The following is a 20,614-nucleotide window of genomic DNA, read 5'->3' as shown; positions in this document are numbered from 1 at the left end:
TTAATTAATTCATTATCGTGTTTATCATTTGCAGAAATTCTTACCAGCTCAACCATTTCCCCTCCTAAATGACTCAATACAATCAACCTCAAATAAGACATTCTTTAAACATAAAAAAGCCACTGTCATTGTGTAACCTTCTCGGTAACGTCAACAACAGTGGCTTATATTACTTAATTGACAGCGAAATTACTGGCTTTTTTCAGCTTCCGCTTTGGCTTCTTTCGCTTCAACATCGCGATACCAACGTGGGTGATGTTTCTTCGCCCAGCGACGGCTAACTTTACCTTCAATCATGCCGTTGATAGATCCTTTAACCCAAAATGCCATATACATGTGGATTAAAATTGCATGGATCAGAATAATTGCCGCTAATGCATGAATCAAAATACTCCAACGCACCATCCAGATTGGGAATAAATGCGCGAAATAAGGTCGCCACATGATAATTCCGGTAACCAAAAGCACAAAAATCATACTCATGATACTCCAGAACATCATTTTTTGACCGGCGTTGTATTTGCCCACATCAGCCACTTTATGTTCGTTACCTTTGAGAACTTGCACAATATTCAGTAGCCAAGGAATATCTTTTCTATCTGGGATATTGTGTTTTACAAAGCGCACAAACATAAACATCAGCACGACGAAAATAAGCACACCGAAGAAAGGATGCAAAATTCGTCCCATCTGTGGCGTACCGAAAGTTTCAGTCAGCCACTTCAAGGTTGGGAAAAACAGTGCAATACCCGACAATGCGACTAAGAAGAAGCTGATAACCACTGTCCAGTGGCACGCTCGGTCAATAAATTTAGTCCGAACGATCATTTTGCTCTTTTTACTCATGGTCATCTTTCTCCTCTTCATCATCCACTTCTTTATTTGGACCAATACCCACATAGTGGAAAATCAGCCCTGCAAATGTGGCGATAAAGCCCGCTACCGATAATGGTTTCAGGATGCTTTGCCATAGATTAATTGGTGTATCAATCTGTGGGTCTTTTGGTAATCCATGATAAAGCTCAGGTTTATCCGCATGATGTAGCACGTACACCACATGAGTTCCCCCAACACCTTCAGGATCATAAATGCCAGCTTGGGCATAACCCCGTTTTTGCAGTTTTTCAACACGCTCCGCGCCGTATTCCAGCATTTCGTTTTTAGTACCAAAACGAATAGCACCTGTCGGGCAAGTTTTCACGCAAGCCGGTTCTTGCCCCACGGCAACACGGTCAACACATAATGTACATTTGTACACACGATTATCTTTTGGATTTAATCGAGGAATGTTGAACGGGCAACCCGCGATACAGTAACCACAACCAATACAGTGTTCCGATTGGAAATCCACAATACCGTTAGCATATTGAATAATCGCACCCGCAGATGGGCATGACTTCAAGCAACCTGGATCGGTACAGTGCATACAGCCATCCTTACGGATAAGCCATTCCAATTTGCCTTGCTCACTGACTTCGCTAAAACGCATCACCGTCCAAGATTTGGCACTTAAATCGGTTGGGTTATCGTAAACCCCAACGCAGTGTCCTACCTCATCACGGATATCATTCCATTCTGAACATGCCACCTGACAGGCTTTACAGCCGATACAGGATGACACGTCAATCAGTTTGCAGACTTCAAATTTATCGTCACGCGCCTGTGGTGGAGGCGTAATGCTATTGGTCGCGGAACGTTTAATAATGTCTTGAGATTGCATGGACATAGTTCCCTCCCTTACGCCTTCTCAATGTTAACTAAAAACGCTTTATACTCAGGAGTCTGAGAGTTAGCGTCCCCCACAGATGGCGTTAACGTGTTGGTAATAAAGCCTTTTTGCGTTTCACCCTCAAAGCCCCAGTGAATAGGTAGACCCACTGTTTCAATCGGTTTACCGTCAACCATCAGGGTTTGCAGACGTGGTGTTACCACGGCAATCGCTTTAATAAAGCCGCGTTTACTGCTGACTTTAACCTTATCACCCAAAACGATACCTTTGGCTTTGGCTAAGGTTTCACTGATTTCCACAAACTGCTCTGGCTGAGCAATGGCGTTTAAGCGCGCATGCTTGGTCCAAGTATGGAAATGCTCCGTTAAGCGATAAGTGGTTCCGACATACGGGAATTCCTTATGATCTCCAAGACGTTTCTTGTCATCTTCAAAAATTCGCGCAGCAGGGTTAGAGACCACATTTGGATGCAATGGGTTAGTTCCCAATGGCGTTTCAAATGGCTCGTAGTGCTCAGGGAATGGACCTTCTGCCATCTTATCAATCGCAAACAGACGACCTAAACCTTCTGGCTGCATAATAAATGGCCCAGTACCGACTTCTGGTGCCGATGCGTTAAAGTCAGGAACATCGTTTCCGACCCACTTCTTACCGTTCCACTCAATCAGAACCAGATCTTTATTCCATGGCTTACCTTTGGTATCACAAGAGGCACGGTTATAGATAACGCGGCGGTTTAATGGCCATGCCCATGCCCAACCCAATGTATTACCAATGCCGGATGGGTCGCTGTTATCGCGATTCGCCATCTGATTGCCTTTTTCGGTCCAACTACCCGTGTAGATCCAGCAAGAAGATGCCGTTGAACCATCCGCGCGTAGCAGAGCGAATGAATTCAGAAGCTCGCCTTTTTTCGCTTGTAAGTTGCCATCAGCATCATATAAGTCGACCAGTGCAACCCCGTTGTTCTCTTTCGCCACTTCTTCCGATTCAGGATGGAATTGACGTTTATAATCCCAACGCATTTGCAGCAATGGTTCGCGACCTTTACCACCTTCTTGTTCATACATCTCACGGATTTTGTGCAAAATACCCGTTAAGATCTGACCATCGTTACGCGCTTCACCCGGTGCGTCCGCCGCTTTCCAGTGCCACTGTAACCAGCGACCGGAGTTAGCAATGGAGCCATCTTCTTCCGCAAAGCAGGTTGAAGGCAGACGGAAAACTTCCGTTTGAATGGAAGCAGGATCAACGTCGTTCATTTCGCCGTGGTTCTGCCAGAAGTTCGCTGTTTCGGTGGTTAATGGGTCAACCACGATTAAATATTTCAGCTTACTTAAGCAGCTAACCACTTTGTTTTTATCTGGGAACGAGGCAACTGGGTTAAAGCCTTGGCAGATGTAGCCGTTGACTTTATCTTTGCTCATCATGTCAAAATACTTCATAACATCATAAGCTTGATCCCATTTAGGTAACCAATCAAAGCCCCATTGGTTCTCTGGTTGAGCCGCATCACCGTAGAATGATTTCATCAAGCTGACGAAGAATTTCGGATAGTTGCTCCAGTAGTTAACCTGATTGGGTAATGTGGCTTTTGGCGTATTCGCGGCTAAATAGCTATCAACATCTAACTGTTTTTCTGATGGCAGCGTTAAATAGCCCGGAAGGCTCGTCGATAGCAGACCTAAATCTGTTAAGCCTTGAATGTTTGAGTGTCCACGTAGCGCATTCACCCCACCACCACAAATCCCCATGTTGCCTAAAAGCAGCTGGATCATCGCCATGGTACGGATGTTTTGCGCGCCCACTGTATGCTGAGTCCAACCTAATGCGTACAGGAATGTCCCCGCTTTATCTGCGGCGCTCGTGGTTGCCAGAATTTCACACACTTTTAAGAAGTCTGCTTGTGATGTACCACAGATCCGTTCAACCATTTCAGGGGTATAGCGGGAAACGTGTTTTCTTAGCAGATTCCAAACACAACGCGGATCTTGTAACGTGTCATCACGTAATGCATGACCATTTTCATCAAACTTATAGTTCCAACTGGTTTTGTCATAACGACCTTTTTCAGCGTCATAGCCACTGAATAAGCCATCGTTAAAATCAAAATCATCTCTAACAATCAAAGATGCGTTGGTATAGTTCTGAACGTATTCTGCATTTATTTTATTATTTTCAATAAGATAAAGTAGAACACCAGAAAGGAAGGTAATATCCGTTCCTGAACGAATTGGCACGTAATGATCGGCCACCGATGCGGTACGCGTGAAGCGCGGGTCTACCACAATCAAGGTTGCATCATTATTGTTTTTCGCTTCAATCGCCCAACGGAATCCGACAGGGTGAGCTTCAGCGGCGTTACCGCCCATCACCACAATCACATTGGCGTTTTTAATATCAACCCAGTGGTTGGTCATCGCACCGCGACCAAATGTTGGAGCAAGACTTGCTACCGTTGGTCCGTGTCAGACACGCGCTTGGTTGTCGACCGCTAACATACCGAGCGATCGTGCGAATTTTTGGGTTAACATCCCCGTTTCATTGCTAGCCGCAGAGGCGCAAAGCATCCCTGTTGATAACCAACGATTGACAGTGGCACCTTGTTCATTTTTTTCAATAAAGTTGGCATCACGGTCATCTTTCATTAAGCGGGCAATGCGCGTAAAAGCATCGTCCCAGCTAATGCGTTCCCATTTATTCGAGCCTGGTGCGCGATATTCAGGATAACGTAAACGACTGTCACTACGAATGTAATCCAGTAACCCCGCCCCTTTCGGACACAGAGCACCGCGATTCACTGGATGATCGGCATCACCCTCGACGTGGAAGATGGCAGAGCGAGCATTCATTGCCCCATCACCCATACTATAAATCAGCAATCCACAACCCACGGAACAATAGGTACAAGTATTACGCGTTTCTTTCGAACGCAATAATTTATTTTCACGTACATTAGCCATTGCCATTCCTGGCATAAAACCTAACGCAGCTACAGTTGTACCTGCCATCCCGCCGGCGCAGATTTTAAAAAACTTTCTGCGACTGACGTTCATTATTAACCTCTTTTTATTTTTGTATATTCGCGGGAGAGAATATCAGTCACTTGTAATTAGATATTGCCTAAAATCAATGAAAGTGAAAATAAAGGTTAATTAATGTCATTTAGGTAGTTAATTAGCCATTAAAAATACCACTTAATGGGTAATTATTGTTAAATTGATTTAGATCAATTAGATAAATCATTTGAATTAAGTAACAAATTAAGTTAAATAAAGATAATGCAAATGAATTTTAATTAGATTAGAAAATGTTTTCTATATTGTGGTTTATACCTACATTAAAATAGATAACCAATCCATATATTAAGCTAGATATTTAAAATTAACTTAATATATGGATAATTATTATTTCCAACCGCTAATAATAATACCTGCACCAAGTAAAACCACCAGCGCACCAATCCAATCTGTAGCGGCAAGGGAAACACCATCAACGACTTTTAGCCAGATCAATGCCGTCACAATATAAATGCCTCCATAGGTTGCATAAATACGTCCGCTGGCTTCAGGGTGTAACGTTAACAACCAAACAAACAGCATTAAACTGAGTACGGTGGGTACTAACAGCCAAATACTTCCCTGTTTTTTCATCCATAAATAAGGGAAGTAGCAACCTAAAATTTCTGCTATCGCAGTTAAAAAAAATAATCCAATAATTTTTAATGACATAAAAATATTTTCTTCTCAATAAAATCACTATTTATGCCACCTAATAATAGGTGGCATATTGTTTAAGCTTGCTTAACAAATAGCAGAGATACACGTCTTGCAATAGGCAAAACAAATAATACTGTTGGGAATGCAATCATCCATGAAATAGCCCATGAACTAATCCAAGGCTCATAAATTTCGGAGGTGAATCCTAGCGCACGAAGAGTACTTATTAGTGAAACAATACCGCTCATCACCAAAGATAAAAAGAAAGGCACCAGAAAAAATAGGGCTCTCATAGGAAGTTTAGGTATACCTAATACATAATTACGGTCTTGATATGACATACAGTCTCCATTAATCAGCGGATACACAACAGCATATAACTGTTGGTACAACAAAGTTATATGCGTTGATTAACGTAAACGCTTACGAGTCTTAGAGACCAATTGAGAATCATTCTAATCTTTAGATATACTTTGTCAATATACCTTTTTACACCTGCCCTAATCCATTTTATGCAGATTATCCTGATAAGGAATTAAGCACTTCACTATTGCAAATTCTACCTATCCATTTATTATACGCCGTATAATAAATTAGAGCGAGAATACAGTGATGACGACTGGACATGTATTTATTGCAACCAGCATTGATGGCTTTATAGCCCGTGAAAACGGCGATATCAGCTGGTTACTTCAATTAGATTCAACCGGTGAAGATCACGGTTATGATGCATTTATTGCCAATATTGATGTGATTATTATGGGTAGAGGTACCTATGAGACAATAAAACATGTTCAACCTTGGTTTTATAATCGTCCGGTCATTGTGCTATCAAAAGTACTCGCTCAAGAAACTATCCCTGAAGAATTAATAGGAAAAGTACGCTTCATTGACCTATCCCCTAAAGAAGTCATGCAGATGCTAAAAGTAGAGGGATATCATCATGCCTATATTGATGGCGGGAAAGTAGTTCAATCTTTTATTTCTGAAGGCTTGATTCATGATCTTATCATCACTCGAATCCCCATTTTATTAGGTTCTGGTCGCCCATTGTTTGGTAAAATTCCTAACGATATTCACTTATACCATACACAAACTAAAACCTTTAATTCTGGATTTATCCAATCCCACTATGAAATAAAACAATCCTCGGATGAAGGCGAATAATGATGGATAAAGCATTGGTAGCAATAACACGAACGGTAGGACGCCCAAATAAGAAACAACCAAAAATATCAGCGGAGGCAATTGTCAGTGCAGCAATAATATTTATTGATTCCCATGGATTCTCAGCACTCAGTATGCGAGCGCTCGCTAAAGAAATGGGCATTAACCCCATGACAATTTATTACTATTTTGAAGACAAAGAGTGTTTAGTCAAATCGATTGCTAACCATGTTTACGCTAAGGTAATGCCTTGTTTATCGAGAACACCCATCGAACAAATCAAGCACCTCTTAACTGAATACCGAGAATGTATTGTTCGTTACCCTGAATTAACGTTATCAATATTTAATCACCCAAATGCGTTTCCTGAAGAGGCACAGCGGATAACCAATACTCTAATCGAGCTTGCGATAGAATTAAAATACTCTTTAGAGCAAGCCACGCTCTGGATACATATTTTAATTGATTTTACTCATGGCGCTGCACTCGCTGTATCAAATAGGAACAATATGGATAATTACGTCAGCGATATAAATTATTACCACCAAAGTATTGATGCTTTATTATATAATTTAAATAATGACTATATTTAATAACATAGCTAAGATACTAAACAACGGTTTTGAATAATATTATTTATTAGTTAGTTAAATAATTTATTCCCATTTCAATTAACGTTTTCAGGTATATTTCTTTGCTCACATAAACATTTAGAATATTTAATTTAATTAAATAGAGAAAATATGAGCAAAATTAATACATATATTACAAAAACGTCTATATTCCTCCCCGGTGAAGCCGTTGATAATAAAAATATAGAACATGTTTTAGGTTATATTGGTGAAAAGGCATCCCGTTCCCTTCGAATTGTGCTGAAAAGTAATGGAATCAAAAAACGCCATTATGTCCTCAACCCTTCCTCTGGAGTGGCTAATTTTAACAATGCACAAGTTACTGCAAAATCCATTCATGGATTAGTTGATAGTGATTTTTCCCTCAATGATATTGAATGCCTAGCCACAGGCACGACGCTGCCCGATCAACTAATGCCAGGTCACGGCGTCATGGTTCATGGGGAACTTGGAAATAAACCCTGTGAAGTTGTTTCAACATCCGGCATTTGCTTAGCAGGCTTAACTTCGTTGAAATATGCTTATTTGTCCGTCAGTTCTGGAACAACTACCAATGCAGTTTCAGCCGCATCAGAAGTTGTCTCTCCCGTTTTACATGCACGTAATTTCCAAGCTGAAAATGAGGCATTGGTCGAACAATTAGTACAGCGCCCAGAAATTGCTTTTGAAAAAGACTTTCTACGTTGGATGCTTTCCGATGGCGCCGGTGCATTCTTGCTGAAAAATCAACCTAATCCACATAGCTTATCATTACGCATTGATTGGATTGATATCTCATCGTACGCGAATGAAATTCCTGCATGTATGTATGCTGGGGCAGAAAAAGACAGTGACGGAAAATTAATTAGTTGGAAGCAGTTGAAACAAGAAGAATGGATTACACGGTCAATTTTTTCCATTAAACAAGATGTACGTTTACTTAATGAAAATATCATCGCCTTAGCGCTAAAAAAACCACTACAAAAAGTCATCGAAAAATATGGAATTTCAGCAAATAATATAGACTGGTTCCTTCCCCACATTTCATCCGAATATTTTCGTCAACCGGTATCTGAATGCTTGACTGACCTCAACTTTGCGATCCCTCAAGAGCGTTGGTTTACCAATCTCTCAGAGCGAGGAAATACTGGCTCTGCCTCAATCTACATCATGATCCATGAATTATTACATTCAGGGCGTTTAAATAAAGGCGAAAAACTCTTATGCTTTGTTCCTGAAAGTGGTCGTTTCTCTGGTGGATTTATGCATCTAACCGTTGTTTAATTCACTGTTATTAAAAAAAGATATGCTAACTACCTGTTCAAATGGACAATTAAGAATAAATGCAAAAAACTAACTTCTGATAGATAGGTCGTAGAAAAACTACGACCTTGGTAATATTGAGCGGTCTAACTTATTTTTTCGTCGCTAAAATTACACTAGATGCTTTGACAATAGCGGTAACTTTACTGCCTGCCTCTAATTTCATCTCTTCAATGCTATTATTTGTCACAACGGCAGATAATTTCGTTCCGGCATTCGTTGTCAAATGAACAACAGCATTCACACTACCTGTTTCAATCCCATCAATACGTCCACTGAACTGGTTACGAGCCGAAAAAAGATACTCGTGCTCATCCGAAACTAAGACAACCCATGGCGCCTTAATAATCGCAACAGCCTGCTTACCTTTTGCCAAGCCTAACAACTGAGTGCTATTTTTCGTGATCACCGCAGAAATTGTTTCACCATTACCTAAGCTTAAAACCACTTCATCATTAACGGCACCAGCCACAACTGATTCGACCGTTCCTGTAAGCTGATTACGTGCTGAAATTGACATAGAAAACCTCATTTAATGGAAGACGAGTGAATATTGAAACGATAGTAAGCTTTTTAAATATTGTTTACAAACGACTCAATCTTCTCATTTTCACAAATGAGCAATGAATCACAACTAAGGCTTCATTCGATAACTCTATTATTTTACTGAAAAAATTTAGTTCTCAATTTAGCTGTAACGCATCTTTACTTTATTAATTTGCAGAGCAACCTGTTGTAAACGGCGCTTTTGTGGTTAAAGCCGCTATCGCTTCACGATAACAAAGCTCCAGTTTTGCTCGGCTATCTGCCGTAATATCAAGATCCACCAAATAACCATCATTAATACCGTAGATCCAACCGTGAACCATAATATCCTGCCCTCTTTTCCAAGCAGATTGTAATACGGTGGAGTGGCCCAGATTATAAACTTGCTCAATCACGTTCAATTCACATAAACGATTAATACGTTCTGTTGGTTTAAGCTCACCTAACATGCGGCTATGTTTAAACCAAATATCTCGAATATGCAGCAGCCAATTATCAATTAAACCTAATTCCTTATTGTTAATCGCAGCCTCAACACCACCACAGCCATAATGCCCACAGACAATAATATGTTCCACTTTGAGCACATCAATAGCATATTGAATAGCAGATAAACAGTTGAGATCCGTGTGAACCACCAGATTCGCTATATTTCGATGAACAAATAGATCGCCAGGGCCAACTTTAATTAATTTTTCAGAAGGTACTCGGCTATCGGAGCAACCAATCCATAAAAATTTAGGTTGTTGGTCTTTTGATAATTGTCGAAAAAAGCTAGGGTCTTGTTCTTTAATCGACGTTGCCCATTCCCTGTTATTCACAAATAATTCTTTAATTTTATCCATCGCCATGTGGCACGCTCACTTACAAATCTTGCTATATATGATATTTCAAACGTGTTTATCAAAACGTAGTCAATTTAATTAATATACCTAAATTTACCAGAAGATTACTCTCAATCGGTTAATATGCAAAAAAACACCTCATAACCAATGATAGCCTCTACATTAAATTCGTCATTAATTTGCTTATCTTTCGCTTTATTCTTCTGCTATTTGCATTTTTAGCCAAAATGCTTGCTGGCATGCGTTAAAAAACTCTTTTCTTTGAGGTAAAACAGAACACCCCGCAGAATCAATAACTTGCCAAATAATCCAACACTCAGGACATTGGCTATCATTATCGGGAATAGATAATTCGATTTCTTCAGAGCATTGAAGAATAACCCCATCATGAAATCGCCACTGCCGGATAATTTGCATAACTTCCGACTGAGCATCTTGCTGGCGCTGATCAAAAATAACTTCACATGCGGCCTGCTTTTTCATGGTGCCTAATATGTATTTTGCTAACATAGTTTCGTTTTTTTCATAAAAATATCATGCCAATCGCATGCTTAAACAACCTTTATAAACACCTAAAAATCTTAACTCCGTAAAATAATTAGATATCAATTACAAAGTCTAAATAAAACCTAAAAAATACCGTTAATCCTATATCCTCAATTAAACTTAAATTATACGTTACTTTATCATTTCAAAAACGAAAGGTTTGTTATGTTTAAAAAATTACTTTTATCGATCATTTTAAGCGGTACGGTTGTTTCTGGCGCTATGGCCAATTCGGCCTGTTTACCTGTGACTAATCAAAGTTTAACGAAAAGCGGTTTGCCAACCCCTAAAAATAGCACCTCTTTTGCAAACTACACAGAGGTCACTAATAGCGTTTTCAGTGCCATAACTAAAGATATGACCTCAGAAGAGAGAAATGATGTAGTGTGCACCAAAGATGCCTTTAGCTATTCTATCTATATGTCTAATGAGCAGAAAATCGCGAAGGTATGTGAAACAAAAAGCGGCTGTGATGATTTAAAAACCATTTTCTTGGTTATTGCTAACATCGACATTAATGAAGGAACGGAAGCAAAATTAAAAGCGGCAATGGCAAAAGCAGGTATTACAGAAACCAACATTAGAGATACTCCAGCAAAACTAGAGCAATTTATAGGTCAGTACGAAACACAGTTTACCCAGCATTTTGGCGATTTAGAGTAAGGTTACTTTCCAGTCAAACCTAATATCGTTGAAAAATTAAAAAAGAACGGCTGCATTGTTTTGATTTAATCTTAACTTTCTGTCGATACAAAAAAGCCCTCAATATGAGGGCGTTAGTATTTTTATATCAACATTAATGTCAATAACAAACTGTACTTAGAAACGATACAGGCTAAATGCTTTCGGGTTAATGATTGGCTCTTTACCTAACAGAATATCTGCGGTCATTTCAGAGGAAACTGGGCTTTCAGTCATACCCCAGCCAGTTGCTGTGTTAATAACCAGACCTGGATATTCCTTGACTTCAGAAATAATTGGGTTTTCATCTGGTGCGATAGCCATCGCTCCGCTCCACTGGTCAATTAATTTAGAGTCTTTAAATGCAGGGAACTCAGTTTTCAGTTTTTCTAGAGATGAATTCAGTTCTGGTAAGTCTGGTAATGCCGTCATATCACGGTTTTTCTCAAATGGAGAAACTTCATCTAATTTCCAGCTGGTCTCTTGGGTAAACGAGTTAATCAGCTGTTCGTTTAATGAAATATGAACAGGGAAGTCTGGCAATGCTAACAATGGCAGATATTTATAGCCATAAGTGAAGGATTCTTTAACAACAGGTGCCACTATCACGCGTGGAGAAGTTGCATAGGTTCCATCGGCTTGTTCACGGAAGTAAATATTGCCTGGCAGAGCAACGTTTCCACCCGGTGCATTTGGTGCCGCGCTAATCAATTGTTGTGATTGATAAGCTGGTAATGTTGGAACATCTACACCCAGGTTTTGCATGAACAGACGAGACCAAACACCACCCACAACAACAACTTGAGAAGTTTTGATTGCGCCTTTTTCAGTCACAACATCAGAGATCACACCCGCTTGAGTTTCTAAGCCACGCGCTGCACAGTTGGTATAGATTTTAATACCAATTTTCTTCGCGTATTCTGCCATAACGAATGCAGTAACTTCCGCATCGAAACTACCAGAATCTTCTTCGAAACCTGCAATTTTCCAATCAGATTTAGCACCACGAAGACGCTGATTTAACTCGCTTCCTTCGATCATGCGTGTTTTGAATGGAATATCAGAACCAACGTTTTTATGGCGCTCATCCATCCACTGGCGAACGTGAACCAGATCTTCTTCATCCAAAGGAACTTCTACACGGCCTTGAGTACGGTAAGTGGTATCAACACCCACCTTCGCATTCATATCACGCCAGCGATGTTTGCCTAAATGGTGTAATAAGAAGGTTTCATCGGTCATTTTGTATGTAATTGCCTGACCATAGAATCGAGATGATTGCTCTCCCGCAATGTTCCCTTTTTCTACAATCACGACTGATAACCCACGCTCAGCAAGGTTAATCGCCGTCATAACACCTAAGATACCAGCCCCAATAACAACAACATCAGATTGCTGTGGCAATGCGCCAGGCGTTCCTTCAACAAAACCAACACGTGGTTTACCCGGAACAAATCGCCCTTCACGAGTCAACATCGGAGTTAAAATACCGGCTCCCGCTGCGACAGCGACTACAGAACCACCAATAATAAATTTTCTTCTGGTTATTGCCATTTCGACACAATTCCTTATACACGATCAATATTACTTACCTAACAATTTCACCATTTTATATTATTTGTTAATCATTCGTAAACTATTAGTAAATCATGTTTATTTTATGTGTAATCCCACTTTTTTGTCTAATTACTCAGTTAAAAATAAATAAAAACTTCATTTGTTAATTTTCAAAAACCTCATTATTCCATTGAAAATAATTGATTTAATGGTGTTTTTTCGGCGAAAATAATAGCCCTTTGATTTTAAAGGAAAACACATAATAATCCATCATTTTTAGATTATTATTCATTAGCAACTAATGCTTATAGTTATAAAATAATCTCACTTAAAGGCTAACATTATTTGATTACAGCTAAATAACTCACTATTTTGGTAAGAAAAACAGATTTTATGAGTGGCGTATGGGCGCTATATATTGGTATTGCAGAATAGAAGTTGAACTTCGTAAATGATGACTACGATACAAAAACGTTAAAAGCGACTTTTCTCATCAAAACATCTATCAATACTTCAAATCATTTAACTCTAATGCCAATCGAACCATCATTGCGTTATGAAGTAGCACTCCCTTCACAATAACTTCTCGACGTTCAACTATTTCAAATTGATGATTTTTAAAAAATTCTTCAGCTGATAAGCTGACATATGACCATAGCTTGTTGATGCTTTTCGTATTAGCCACTTCAACAAGTTTATTCATAAGTGCGGCACCAATTCCGCAGCGAGGCTTCATAACAAAAAAATGGTCAATATACCCGTCATCTTGAAGATCTGCATATCCAACAATCTCTTCATCAATATATGCAATAAACGGCTTTAATATGTCCATTTTGCTTTGCCAATGCTCACGCTCATATAAATCAGGCGCCCAAGCTTCAAGCTGTTCTTCTGTATAATATGCAGCTGCAATACGATGAACTGAGGTATAAAATATTTCATGCAGTTTTTCTGCATTCTGAGATTGATAAGGCTTTATTTGAATTTTCATATAAATCAGATAGTCACACCTTCAATATCCTTTAAAAACAAGACATTACCCTACACCACTAGGGATGGTGTATTTTAATTCCATTTTCGGGCTTGCGCTTAAACATAATCGTCGTGGATTCAAGAATACCACCAACCGATTGAGCGAAATCAGGAATTTCACCACTTATCTGCCATCCAAGGGAATTATATAAGCTAACCGTTATCCCTTTAGTATTGGTATCCAATGTTAAAAGCCTCAATCCTAAGTTCCATGCAACTTGCTCAGCCTCTTGCATCAATTTTCTTGCAAGTCCTTTACGCCTATATTCAGGTAACACCAATAACTTACAAATTTCTCCTCGGTGTTTACCATTTGGTTTTGCGCATAATTCAAGACCAACAACCCCAACGATTTGATTGTCTAGCTCTGCTGAGATCAGCTTAAAACTATTCGTTGATAACGAATGATTGACGTCAATCCAATAGTTTCTCATCTCATTAATTTGAGCTTCTGCATCAGTATATCCAACACTTGCACCGCCAAGGACGCACTTATAAAGTACGTTAACAAGCTCATCGATTCTATTTTCACTTAGTTTTTTATCATAGCAATTAATTATCATATTGAGGCCTCAAATTAGAGATACCATTACACAGAATATAATTAGATTTAACTATGTCTTAATTAGATTTGCTTGTAACTAAAATTCAGTGGATTGGTTTGAATTTCCCAGATAATTTGGTGTTAATTTAAGTGTAGAGGGCTGAATTAATAGGGAATGTACAATATCTTTTGGCTTGTCACGCTTAATTGCTTTATTGGCTAGTTCCATAAACCGCCAGTATTGCATAGCGAAATAGTAGCGATTTAAAACGGTATCAGTAAACGTCGGTAGAATGAAATTTTGCTAGAGTGTTTGATAAACTTTGGAATTTATTTGGAATTGAAAGATTTCAGAGACTTGATTAGAAGTGAAGATGGCGGAGGAGGAGAGAACCATACAAATAAGATATTTTATTGATTATAAATCATAATTTAAAATCCAATCTTAATTCTATACAAATTTCTATACAACTAAGGTTGTTGCTAAACTGCTTTTGATACATGTTTTATTTTGTTTCAATAAATTATCATCATTGCACAAATATCATCAATTAGTAAAACCATTGCAGATAATGAAATGCCAACTGAAAATAATCCTACCCATTTTTTTCACTACATCCTTTTCAAACGGAACTATAGCAACACAAAAATACTATCCATCTGAAAAAAGTACCCCTTAAAGAATTTTAGTTTACTCCGTTAATAAGGAAGATATAAAACGAAATGATATAAGCTACCCATGAGTAGCAGGTAGCTTGATAGTTACAATTAGATGTTTTCTAGTAAAATAAATAACCCAATGCTGATTAGTATCACACCAGCTACTAGTTCTGTTTTTTTACCTAATATAGTGCTGACATGTCTCCCTGCCATTACCCCTATTGTGGCCATTATCATAGTCGTTAAACCAATAATAAAAATTGCGTGAATGATATCAACGTCAAGGAAAGCTAATCCTAAACCAACAGCCATAGCATCAATACTGGTTGCCACTGAAGTTATAATTAGATTCAAATAGCTATGCTGTTTCTTTCTCTCTTTTGGTCCATCTTCTTTCACGAATAAGCTTTGATAAATCATATGACCACCTAAAACAAACAACAATACAAAGGCGATCCAATGATTCCATTGCATAACAAAATGACTTGCACCAATACCGATAATCCAACCTGTTAATGGCATTAAGGCCTCTACTACACCAAAAACAATACCAGTCCTTAAAGCTTCTTTATAAGAGGGTCTGTGAAGTGTAGATCCTTTGCATACCGCTACAGCAAAAGAATCCATTGATAAGGCAAATGCGAGGATAAATAGAGCATAAAAACTCATAATATGAATCTCAGTCGGGAATTCCATAGACATATAACCCGCCCCCCAACATATAGACGAATGACATGTTTATGGTCTTGCTAACCCCTTAAGGCATTCGTACCATGAACAAATATCGTTCAAGTATGTTGATACGAAATCTCGGCAATAAAGATAAATTACCGAGCAAGCTACTCCCCATTTCTGCGGCACGGAAGATAGCAACAAATAAAAAGAAAAACAACCATAAACTTTAATCCAACACACTGATAATGATAATGATTTTTATTTTACAGACATAAGAGAATGCAAATTATTATCTTTTAAATAAGTCCAATAATTAAACGCAGAACACTATTCAATCATGTCTAAAGCGATTATTGATTAAAAATTAGTGATCACAATATTTTCGAGTTATTTGAGCTGGTAATCTTAAAGGGAGCCAGTTGTGAGCTAGACTAATAATATTGGGTTAGTTTAAAGGGGATAAATGTCCTCTTTAGATTTCCCGATTTCAAATCAGCTTATAGATACTAAGTTTTACTAAGTAGTGACTAACTGCGTGCCTGTTAGCTGATAACCATTAAACCATTTATAGCGACCTGTAGCCGTGATTTTTCTCCTTTCTAGTTGGTCATAAGATCCAGCGCATTAATATCGAATGCCTCTAATCTTTAATGGGTACAGGCTACATTAGCCTCTCTCGGTCTGAATAGTCATAAGCTCCATAGCTTTACTTTTGGCTGTTTGAATCTGTCCAGGGGCTTTTATTACCGCTCCTAATGTAGAATCCTGATTGATTTTACTTTTCTCATTTCTGGTTTATTCATCTTGATATAATTACAATACTTGGATTGACTTTTATTTGTTTTGTAGCAAGTTAATATAATATAACATTAGTATTTCTTGTTATTGCTTTCAATTATTTTACCAAGATAACGTATTGAAATTTTCATAAAAAGCGCGACAAAAGGTTAATAAAAGTATCATCACTTACTGTTTACCGATAGGAATATGTAATGAAATCACTATATTCAAAGCTATTACTTTTGATTTATACAATTTATACATTCAGTTCTTACAGTGATGAAAACTTAAATGCTGGGTACGCAAAACTACTAGCTCTCTCATTAACCGATGATATTAGTGCCTCAAAACTTAATTCTGATGGATTTAACTACGAGAAATACTCTTTACCCTATGAATTTAAAAACCTTTACGTAACAGATGATTACTCCTTTTCTATACAGTTAAAAAGTAATTATCTTAAAGTAAAATCTTCACTAATTAATATTGATTCTGTTGGTGATCTACGCGCCCGTTGGGACATTTTGAGTATCTCCGCTTCACCAAAAGTTACCTACCAAATAAACGAAAGACTTCGCCTAGAAAACGAGCTTGAATTTGGTTATGCAAATATGAGTAATAAATCCTCATTCCATGGTAGCCAGCTAATGAGAGATACATTGCGTGATGAGGGGTTGTTAGATTGGAATATGAATTCATTTCATATCACGCCAAAAATCGGACTAAAAAATACAAATAAGTTAGACAATAATGATGAAATAAATATGTACGGGCATGTATCGTATATGTTTGCTAATGGCTTCGGAAATGAAAAAAAACTAAACATTAATAGTAATACAGGGACATGGTCCATTGGTGGTGAATACATTATGACTGACTTGATCAGCTTAAATAGCATAAATTTCAATCTAATCTTATCTAATGATCTTGGTGGATTCTATGGAAACGACTATAGAGAGCTGTCATTTGGCTTTATTAATAACACTTCGTTAGCATTAGAAACCCCTATTAATATTTATGATAGTCAAGTAAAAGTACGAGCTGGAGTTGGCTATCTATCAAGCGATAATGCTCATGGTATAGCCTTAACACTAGGGATTAGATAAGCTCTAACGCAACAAAATTACTTAAATCAACAAACATTATACTCTTGATGTTAATTTATTTATAATGATACGAGGTAATCCCATCTGTAGGAATCTATATTGTGATTTCCACAATTTAGTTTCTATAACCTACTGATTATTCCTAACTCCAGTAAATCAACGGGATCAAAATACAACTGGTTGCATTCATTCCGATAGGTCACTATAACCACTTAAAACTAAAACCTTACCGTAACCTTGACATAGTTCCTATCTGTAATTTTGTAGCTTGCTAATTTCAAATCATTGATTTTATTTAAATAAAATTTAAATCAACAGTAATTTACTCATATTGATAGGTATCATGTAATACATATGGGCGACTAATCGCCCATATTGTTTCTCAAGTAGTATCAAGTAAACCTATTTACTTTTTTTCCAAATTACAAAATGAATAATTCCTAAGCCACCGTGACCATAAATATAAATCTCAATTAAAATCGTGAGTGACTTATGAATACTCCTAGCCTCTAATGCAAGTGGAGACTGCTGTAACCATAGAATAAACCATGCAATACCCGACAAAATAACAATTGATAAAGCGCCTAACCCTAATCCTTGAACTGTTGCGGCAAGCCCTTTAGGTGAGCTGTCTGGTAGTTTTTTAGCTAAAAGAGAGTTTATATCTTCTTTGATTTGCTTAAAGTCCCCCCAAAGATAAGGGTAAAAATATCTAAGACCGCGTTGACTAAAGCACGATACGACTAAAAAGAATGTTAAGAAAAAAAGCAACAAACCTGAAATAATATGAACCCAGGTGAATAAATAAGTTATATCAAAAAAAGGAGGAACAACTGACTTTGTTCCCGTCATCCAATTACTAACAATGATTTGCAATATCACTAAGAGTAAAATTAACACGTGTAAAACTCTGATTCTTTTAGTCTGATATAGACTAAAAAAATCCCAAATCGATTTAAATATGCTCACAATATTTCACCTTTTTTATAATCTTTCGCACGGACATAATTTAATAGCTTATAATACGCTTATTTTATTGCTTTAAGTCCTAGCCGTAGAATATTTTATATGAAATATAGCTCACATCTACCACTCAATTACGATAATCCTTTTAAGATAACTACATTCATAGTTATGGAATATGTATGTTTTCAGTATGGAATTAATGCGCAATGGACAAAACTGTCCTGTGGGTATCGCAATGCTTATTTGCACTGTGGCATTGCGAGCCAGTGATGAACCTCCAATTTCAGTGCCTCATGTTTCCTTGATTTCAAGGCAACCTATTATCGTTTCGGTGTAAGCTTCATCCATTGGTAAGTTGGTACTGTCATTCTCCGCCTGTGACACTCACTCTTTAGCCTGTATTGTCTGGGCTACACCTGTTCTAATCGCTAACCTATCGCGTCTGTTGAGTGATTACCCTTGCTAGTGGGCTAACTCCATCATAACGGCTTCTATTACTTCACGTTGTAATACCACTATACCTCAAAGGGGCGCTCCTTTCCGTCATACCTTAATTATGCTGAATTGGATCAATCGATCTACAAAATAATTGTAGGTAACTACGAAAGTTTTGTAGTTTAAATTTTACTCATCCCAAAGTAACGGTCTCGGGTAAATCAAATAGCCGATACGAATAATATCATTTCGCTGGCAACCAGAGTGGCAACCTCTCTTTTGGCAACCAAGTTTTCAGCCCTAGCCTTTGTCTTTAAATCTCGTTCCCATCCTTCTTTATTTGCGCGTTTACTTATCACTTGATGGGTTATCTCATATTGAGAGGCTATTTCTCTTATAGACATCACGCCAGCTCGATAAGCTGACTCAATGGCCTCCCTGTCTGGTTTTTTTAGACATATTCATATCCTCATAACAAATTAAGAAACTCACCGTCGTGAGCTTTGTTATTTGCAATCATAGGTAACGTACAATGCGTAGTTTTATCTTTAAATTGCTGTAACGAATTAAATTTATTAAAGACATAAAAAAAACCGACCCCATCAAGAGGTCGGTCTGTATTGAATTTGAACTCACTAGTCATGTCTTACCAGTGGTATGAATAGCTAAAGCCCATATTGGCAGCATCATGCTGGTAGTCAGTTTGTTGCCAACCGACGTTTGCACGTACCGTTTACCATCCTTCCGCAATTATTGTGAGATTCACTTGTTGTTGGGGTTCATTTTTATCTTGTTCAATGCCAACTGTAAATGTCGATCCCCCGTTCGGTAAGCTTAACTGTTCCCCTACCATTAGTGGCTGTCCATTAAGGCGTATTGGCTTGTCAGTCTGTATTGTTAGGTTATAGTATGCACTACTGTTACGTACAGTGTACTCAATCGCTGTTTCGCATACTGCACCTATCACACATTGTATATTCTTCTCTCTCGGGACTTCAATATACAGTTCAGTTGGAATTGGCTCCATTTCAAACATGTAGGTTATTTTGAACGCAGGCACACCTCTATATGGGGCTATTGTAAACGATTCTACTCCCCTAGTTGTACGGTATATATCTTTTGCCCCATATAGATATACCTTTGTCAGATGTAGATTCACTTCATCTGATTCCGTTTTCCGTTCTGGTATGTACCAAGGAATACTGTGGTATGAGCTAAAGCCATATCTATGCCACTCCATTCCACATTGGTTAGTTCCTGCATCTCCGCGGAGGTGTATATTCCATGTTATATTGGCAGAACGAACATTAAAAAGCTCCTCTGAACATTCGTGTCTATCACTTACTGGCATTTTGAAATCGTTTATTATAAAGTTTATGTCAGCACTATATTCGCCTTGGTCATAGTCACCACGCTCTTGATATATAAATTTTCCCGACCAGTTATATTCTCGGTATTCTCTAGGTCCTGCCAGTGACTCTATCTTTATCTGTAACTTACCAGGTACAGTTATGGTTCGGGCGAATGCTTGTATGGATGTCAGAGCAACACTTGAGAATAATATTGCGTAAAGTATTTGATTTTTTATCATCATGTTACCTTAATGATATGATTTTAATTAAGCAAAGCATCTTTAATCTGGCGTTCCATCTACATATTTCATTGAGCTTTATATTGTCGCAAGATAACGTT

19 protein-coding genes and 1 riboswitch are annotated in these 20,614 nt (G+C 38.0%); of the genes, 5 read left to right on the top strand and 14 right to left on the bottom strand.

From position 1 onward, the window contains the following. Positions 1 to 189: 189 nt before the first annotated feature. The 5 genes from fdnI to GKR71_RS13510 form a co-directional block, all read right to left on the bottom strand. Complete coding sequence (gene fdnI / locus GKR71_RS13530; RefSeq protein ID WP_036951972.1) at positions 190 to 846, bottom strand: formate dehydrogenase-N subunit gamma; 657 nt, start codon at positions 844 to 846, stop codon at positions 190 to 192. Further along, positions 839 to 1,726 carry a formate dehydrogenase subunit beta gene (fdxH, locus tag GKR71_RS13525; protein WP_165906918.1) on the bottom strand — a complete coding sequence of 296 codons (888 nt, stop codon included), beginning with the start codon at positions 1,724 to 1,726 and terminating at the stop codon, positions 839 to 841. Before fdxH ends, fdnI begins: the two co-directional genes overlap by 8 nt. A gap of 11 nt (positions 1,727 to 1,737) precedes the next feature. Continuing rightward, positions 1,738 to 4,785, bottom strand: a complete 3,048-nt coding sequence (gene fdnG / locus GKR71_RS13520) for a formate dehydrogenase-N subunit alpha (RefSeq protein WP_154634435.1) — start codon at positions 4,783 to 4,785, stop codon at positions 1,738 to 1,740. A gap of 351 nt (positions 4,786 to 5,136) precedes the next feature. Then, on the bottom strand, positions 5,137 to 5,460 hold the full coding sequence (locus GKR71_RS13515; RefSeq protein ID WP_036951590.1) for a YnfA family protein: 324 nt from the start codon (positions 5,458 to 5,460) through the stop codon (positions 5,137 to 5,139). 62 nt (positions 5,461 to 5,522) lie between these two features. Further along, complete coding sequence (locus GKR71_RS13510) at positions 5,523 to 5,789, bottom strand: DUF2798 domain-containing protein (RefSeq protein WP_036951591.1); 267 nt, start codon at positions 5,787 to 5,789, stop codon at positions 5,523 to 5,525. 271 nt (positions 5,790 to 6,060) lie between these two features. Between GKR71_RS13510 and GKR71_RS13505 the strand changes: the two genes are divergently transcribed. The 3 genes from GKR71_RS13505 to GKR71_RS13495 all read left to right on the top strand — a co-directional run bounded on the left by GKR71_RS13505 (position 6,061) and on the right by GKR71_RS13495 (position 8,510). Continuing rightward, the gene (locus GKR71_RS13505) at positions 6,061 to 6,615 is read left to right on the top strand and encodes a dihydrofolate reductase family protein (RefSeq protein WP_036951593.1); all 555 of its coding nucleotides are present in this window, start codon (positions 6,061 to 6,063) and stop codon (positions 6,613 to 6,615) included. Then, positions 6,615 to 7,208, top strand: a complete 594-nt coding sequence (locus GKR71_RS13500; protein WP_154634434.1) for a TetR/AcrR family transcriptional regulator — start codon at positions 6,615 to 6,617, stop codon at positions 7,206 to 7,208. Before GKR71_RS13505 ends, GKR71_RS13500 begins: the two co-directional genes overlap by 1 nt. 150 nt (positions 7,209 to 7,358) lie before the next feature. After that, positions 7,359 to 8,510 carry a beta-ketoacyl-ACP synthase III gene (locus GKR71_RS13495; RefSeq protein ID WP_036951597.1) on the top strand — a complete coding sequence of 384 codons (1,152 nt, stop codon included), beginning with the start codon at positions 7,359 to 7,361 and terminating at the stop codon, positions 8,508 to 8,510. A 130-nt stretch (positions 8,511 to 8,640) separates the two neighbouring features. Here GKR71_RS13495 and GKR71_RS13490 read toward each other — a convergent pair whose 3' ends face one another. The 3 genes from GKR71_RS13490 to GKR71_RS13480 all read right to left on the bottom strand — a co-directional run bounded on the left by GKR71_RS13490 (position 8,641) and on the right by GKR71_RS13480 (position 10,423). Beyond that, the gene (locus tag GKR71_RS13490; RefSeq protein ID WP_036951599.1) at positions 8,641 to 9,069 is read right to left on the bottom strand and encodes a TOBE domain-containing protein; all 429 of its coding nucleotides are present in this window, start codon (positions 9,067 to 9,069) and stop codon (positions 8,641 to 8,643) included. Between the two features lie 193 nt (positions 9,070 to 9,262). Beyond that, complete coding sequence (gene can / locus GKR71_RS13485) at positions 9,263 to 9,946, bottom strand: carbonate dehydratase (protein ID WP_036951600.1); 684 nt, start codon at positions 9,944 to 9,946, stop codon at positions 9,263 to 9,265. Between the two features lie 189 nt (positions 9,947 to 10,135). Then, on the bottom strand, positions 10,136 to 10,423 hold the full coding sequence (locus tag GKR71_RS13480) for a hypothetical protein (RefSeq protein WP_230083334.1): 288 nt from the start codon (positions 10,421 to 10,423) through the stop codon (positions 10,136 to 10,138). Positions 10,424 to 10,651: 228 nt separating this feature from the next. Here GKR71_RS13480 and GKR71_RS13475 point away from each other — a divergent pair, with 228 nt between their 5' ends. Then, positions 10,652 to 11,149: a hypothetical protein gene (locus tag GKR71_RS13475; protein WP_154600309.1), complete on the top strand. Its 498-nt coding sequence runs from the start codon at positions 10,652 to 10,654 to the stop codon at positions 11,147 to 11,149. 156 nt (positions 11,150 to 11,305) lie between these two features. On the opposite strand, the gene GKR71_RS13470 is transcribed toward GKR71_RS13475, so the two are convergent. From GKR71_RS13470 to mntP, 4 genes are all read right to left on the bottom strand, one after another. Beyond that, positions 11,306 to 12,721, bottom strand: a complete 1,416-nt coding sequence (locus GKR71_RS13470) for an NAD(P)/FAD-dependent oxidoreductase (protein WP_154634433.1) — start codon at positions 12,719 to 12,721, stop codon at positions 11,306 to 11,308. A 508-nt stretch (positions 12,722 to 13,229) separates the two neighbouring features. Continuing rightward, positions 13,230 to 13,715: a GNAT family N-acetyltransferase gene (locus GKR71_RS13465; protein WP_036951611.1), complete on the bottom strand. Its 486-nt coding sequence runs from the start codon at positions 13,713 to 13,715 to the stop codon at positions 13,230 to 13,232. A gap of 58 nt (positions 13,716 to 13,773) precedes the next feature. Beyond that, the gene (locus GKR71_RS13460; RefSeq protein ID WP_036951614.1) at positions 13,774 to 14,319 is read right to left on the bottom strand and encodes a GNAT family N-acetyltransferase; all 546 of its coding nucleotides are present in this window, start codon (positions 14,317 to 14,319) and stop codon (positions 13,774 to 13,776) included. Between the two features lie 749 nt (positions 14,320 to 15,068). Further along, complete coding sequence (gene mntP, locus GKR71_RS13455; protein WP_154634439.1) at positions 15,069 to 15,629, bottom strand: manganese efflux pump MntP; 561 nt, start codon at positions 15,627 to 15,629, stop codon at positions 15,069 to 15,071. A 7-nt stretch (positions 15,630 to 15,636) separates the two neighbouring features. Continuing rightward, a riboswitch (yybP-ykoY riboswitch) is annotated at positions 15,637 to 15,823 on the bottom strand. A gap of 804 nt (positions 15,824 to 16,627) precedes the next feature. Here mntP and GKR71_RS13450 point away from each other — a divergent pair. Then, a complete protein-coding gene (locus tag GKR71_RS13450; protein ID WP_154634432.1) occupies positions 16,628 to 17,521 on the top strand; it encodes a hypothetical protein in 894 nt (297 codons plus the stop codon). A 402-nt stretch (positions 17,522 to 17,923) separates the two neighbouring features. Here the strand turns inward: GKR71_RS13450 and GKR71_RS13445 are convergent, their stop codons facing one another. After that, positions 17,924 to 18,490: a cytochrome b/b6 domain-containing protein gene (locus tag GKR71_RS13445; RefSeq protein WP_230085083.1), complete on the bottom strand. Its 567-nt coding sequence runs from the start codon at positions 18,488 to 18,490 to the stop codon at positions 17,924 to 17,926. A gap of 1,165 nt (positions 18,491 to 19,655) precedes the next feature. Further along, positions 19,656 to 20,513 carry a hypothetical protein gene (locus GKR71_RS13435; RefSeq protein ID WP_154634430.1) on the bottom strand — a complete coding sequence of 286 codons (858 nt, stop codon included), beginning with the start codon at positions 20,511 to 20,513 and terminating at the stop codon, positions 19,656 to 19,658. Positions 20,514 to 20,614 lie beyond the last annotated feature (101 nt).

The organism is Providencia sp. wls1922 (assembly GCF_009706505.1).
Lineage (GTDB): Bacteria > Pseudomonadota > Gammaproteobacteria > Enterobacterales > Enterobacteriaceae > Providencia > Providencia lanzhouensis.
The sequence above is the reverse complement of the archived record's forward strand: the minus strand, read 5'-3'. Positions and strand labels throughout refer to the sequence as shown.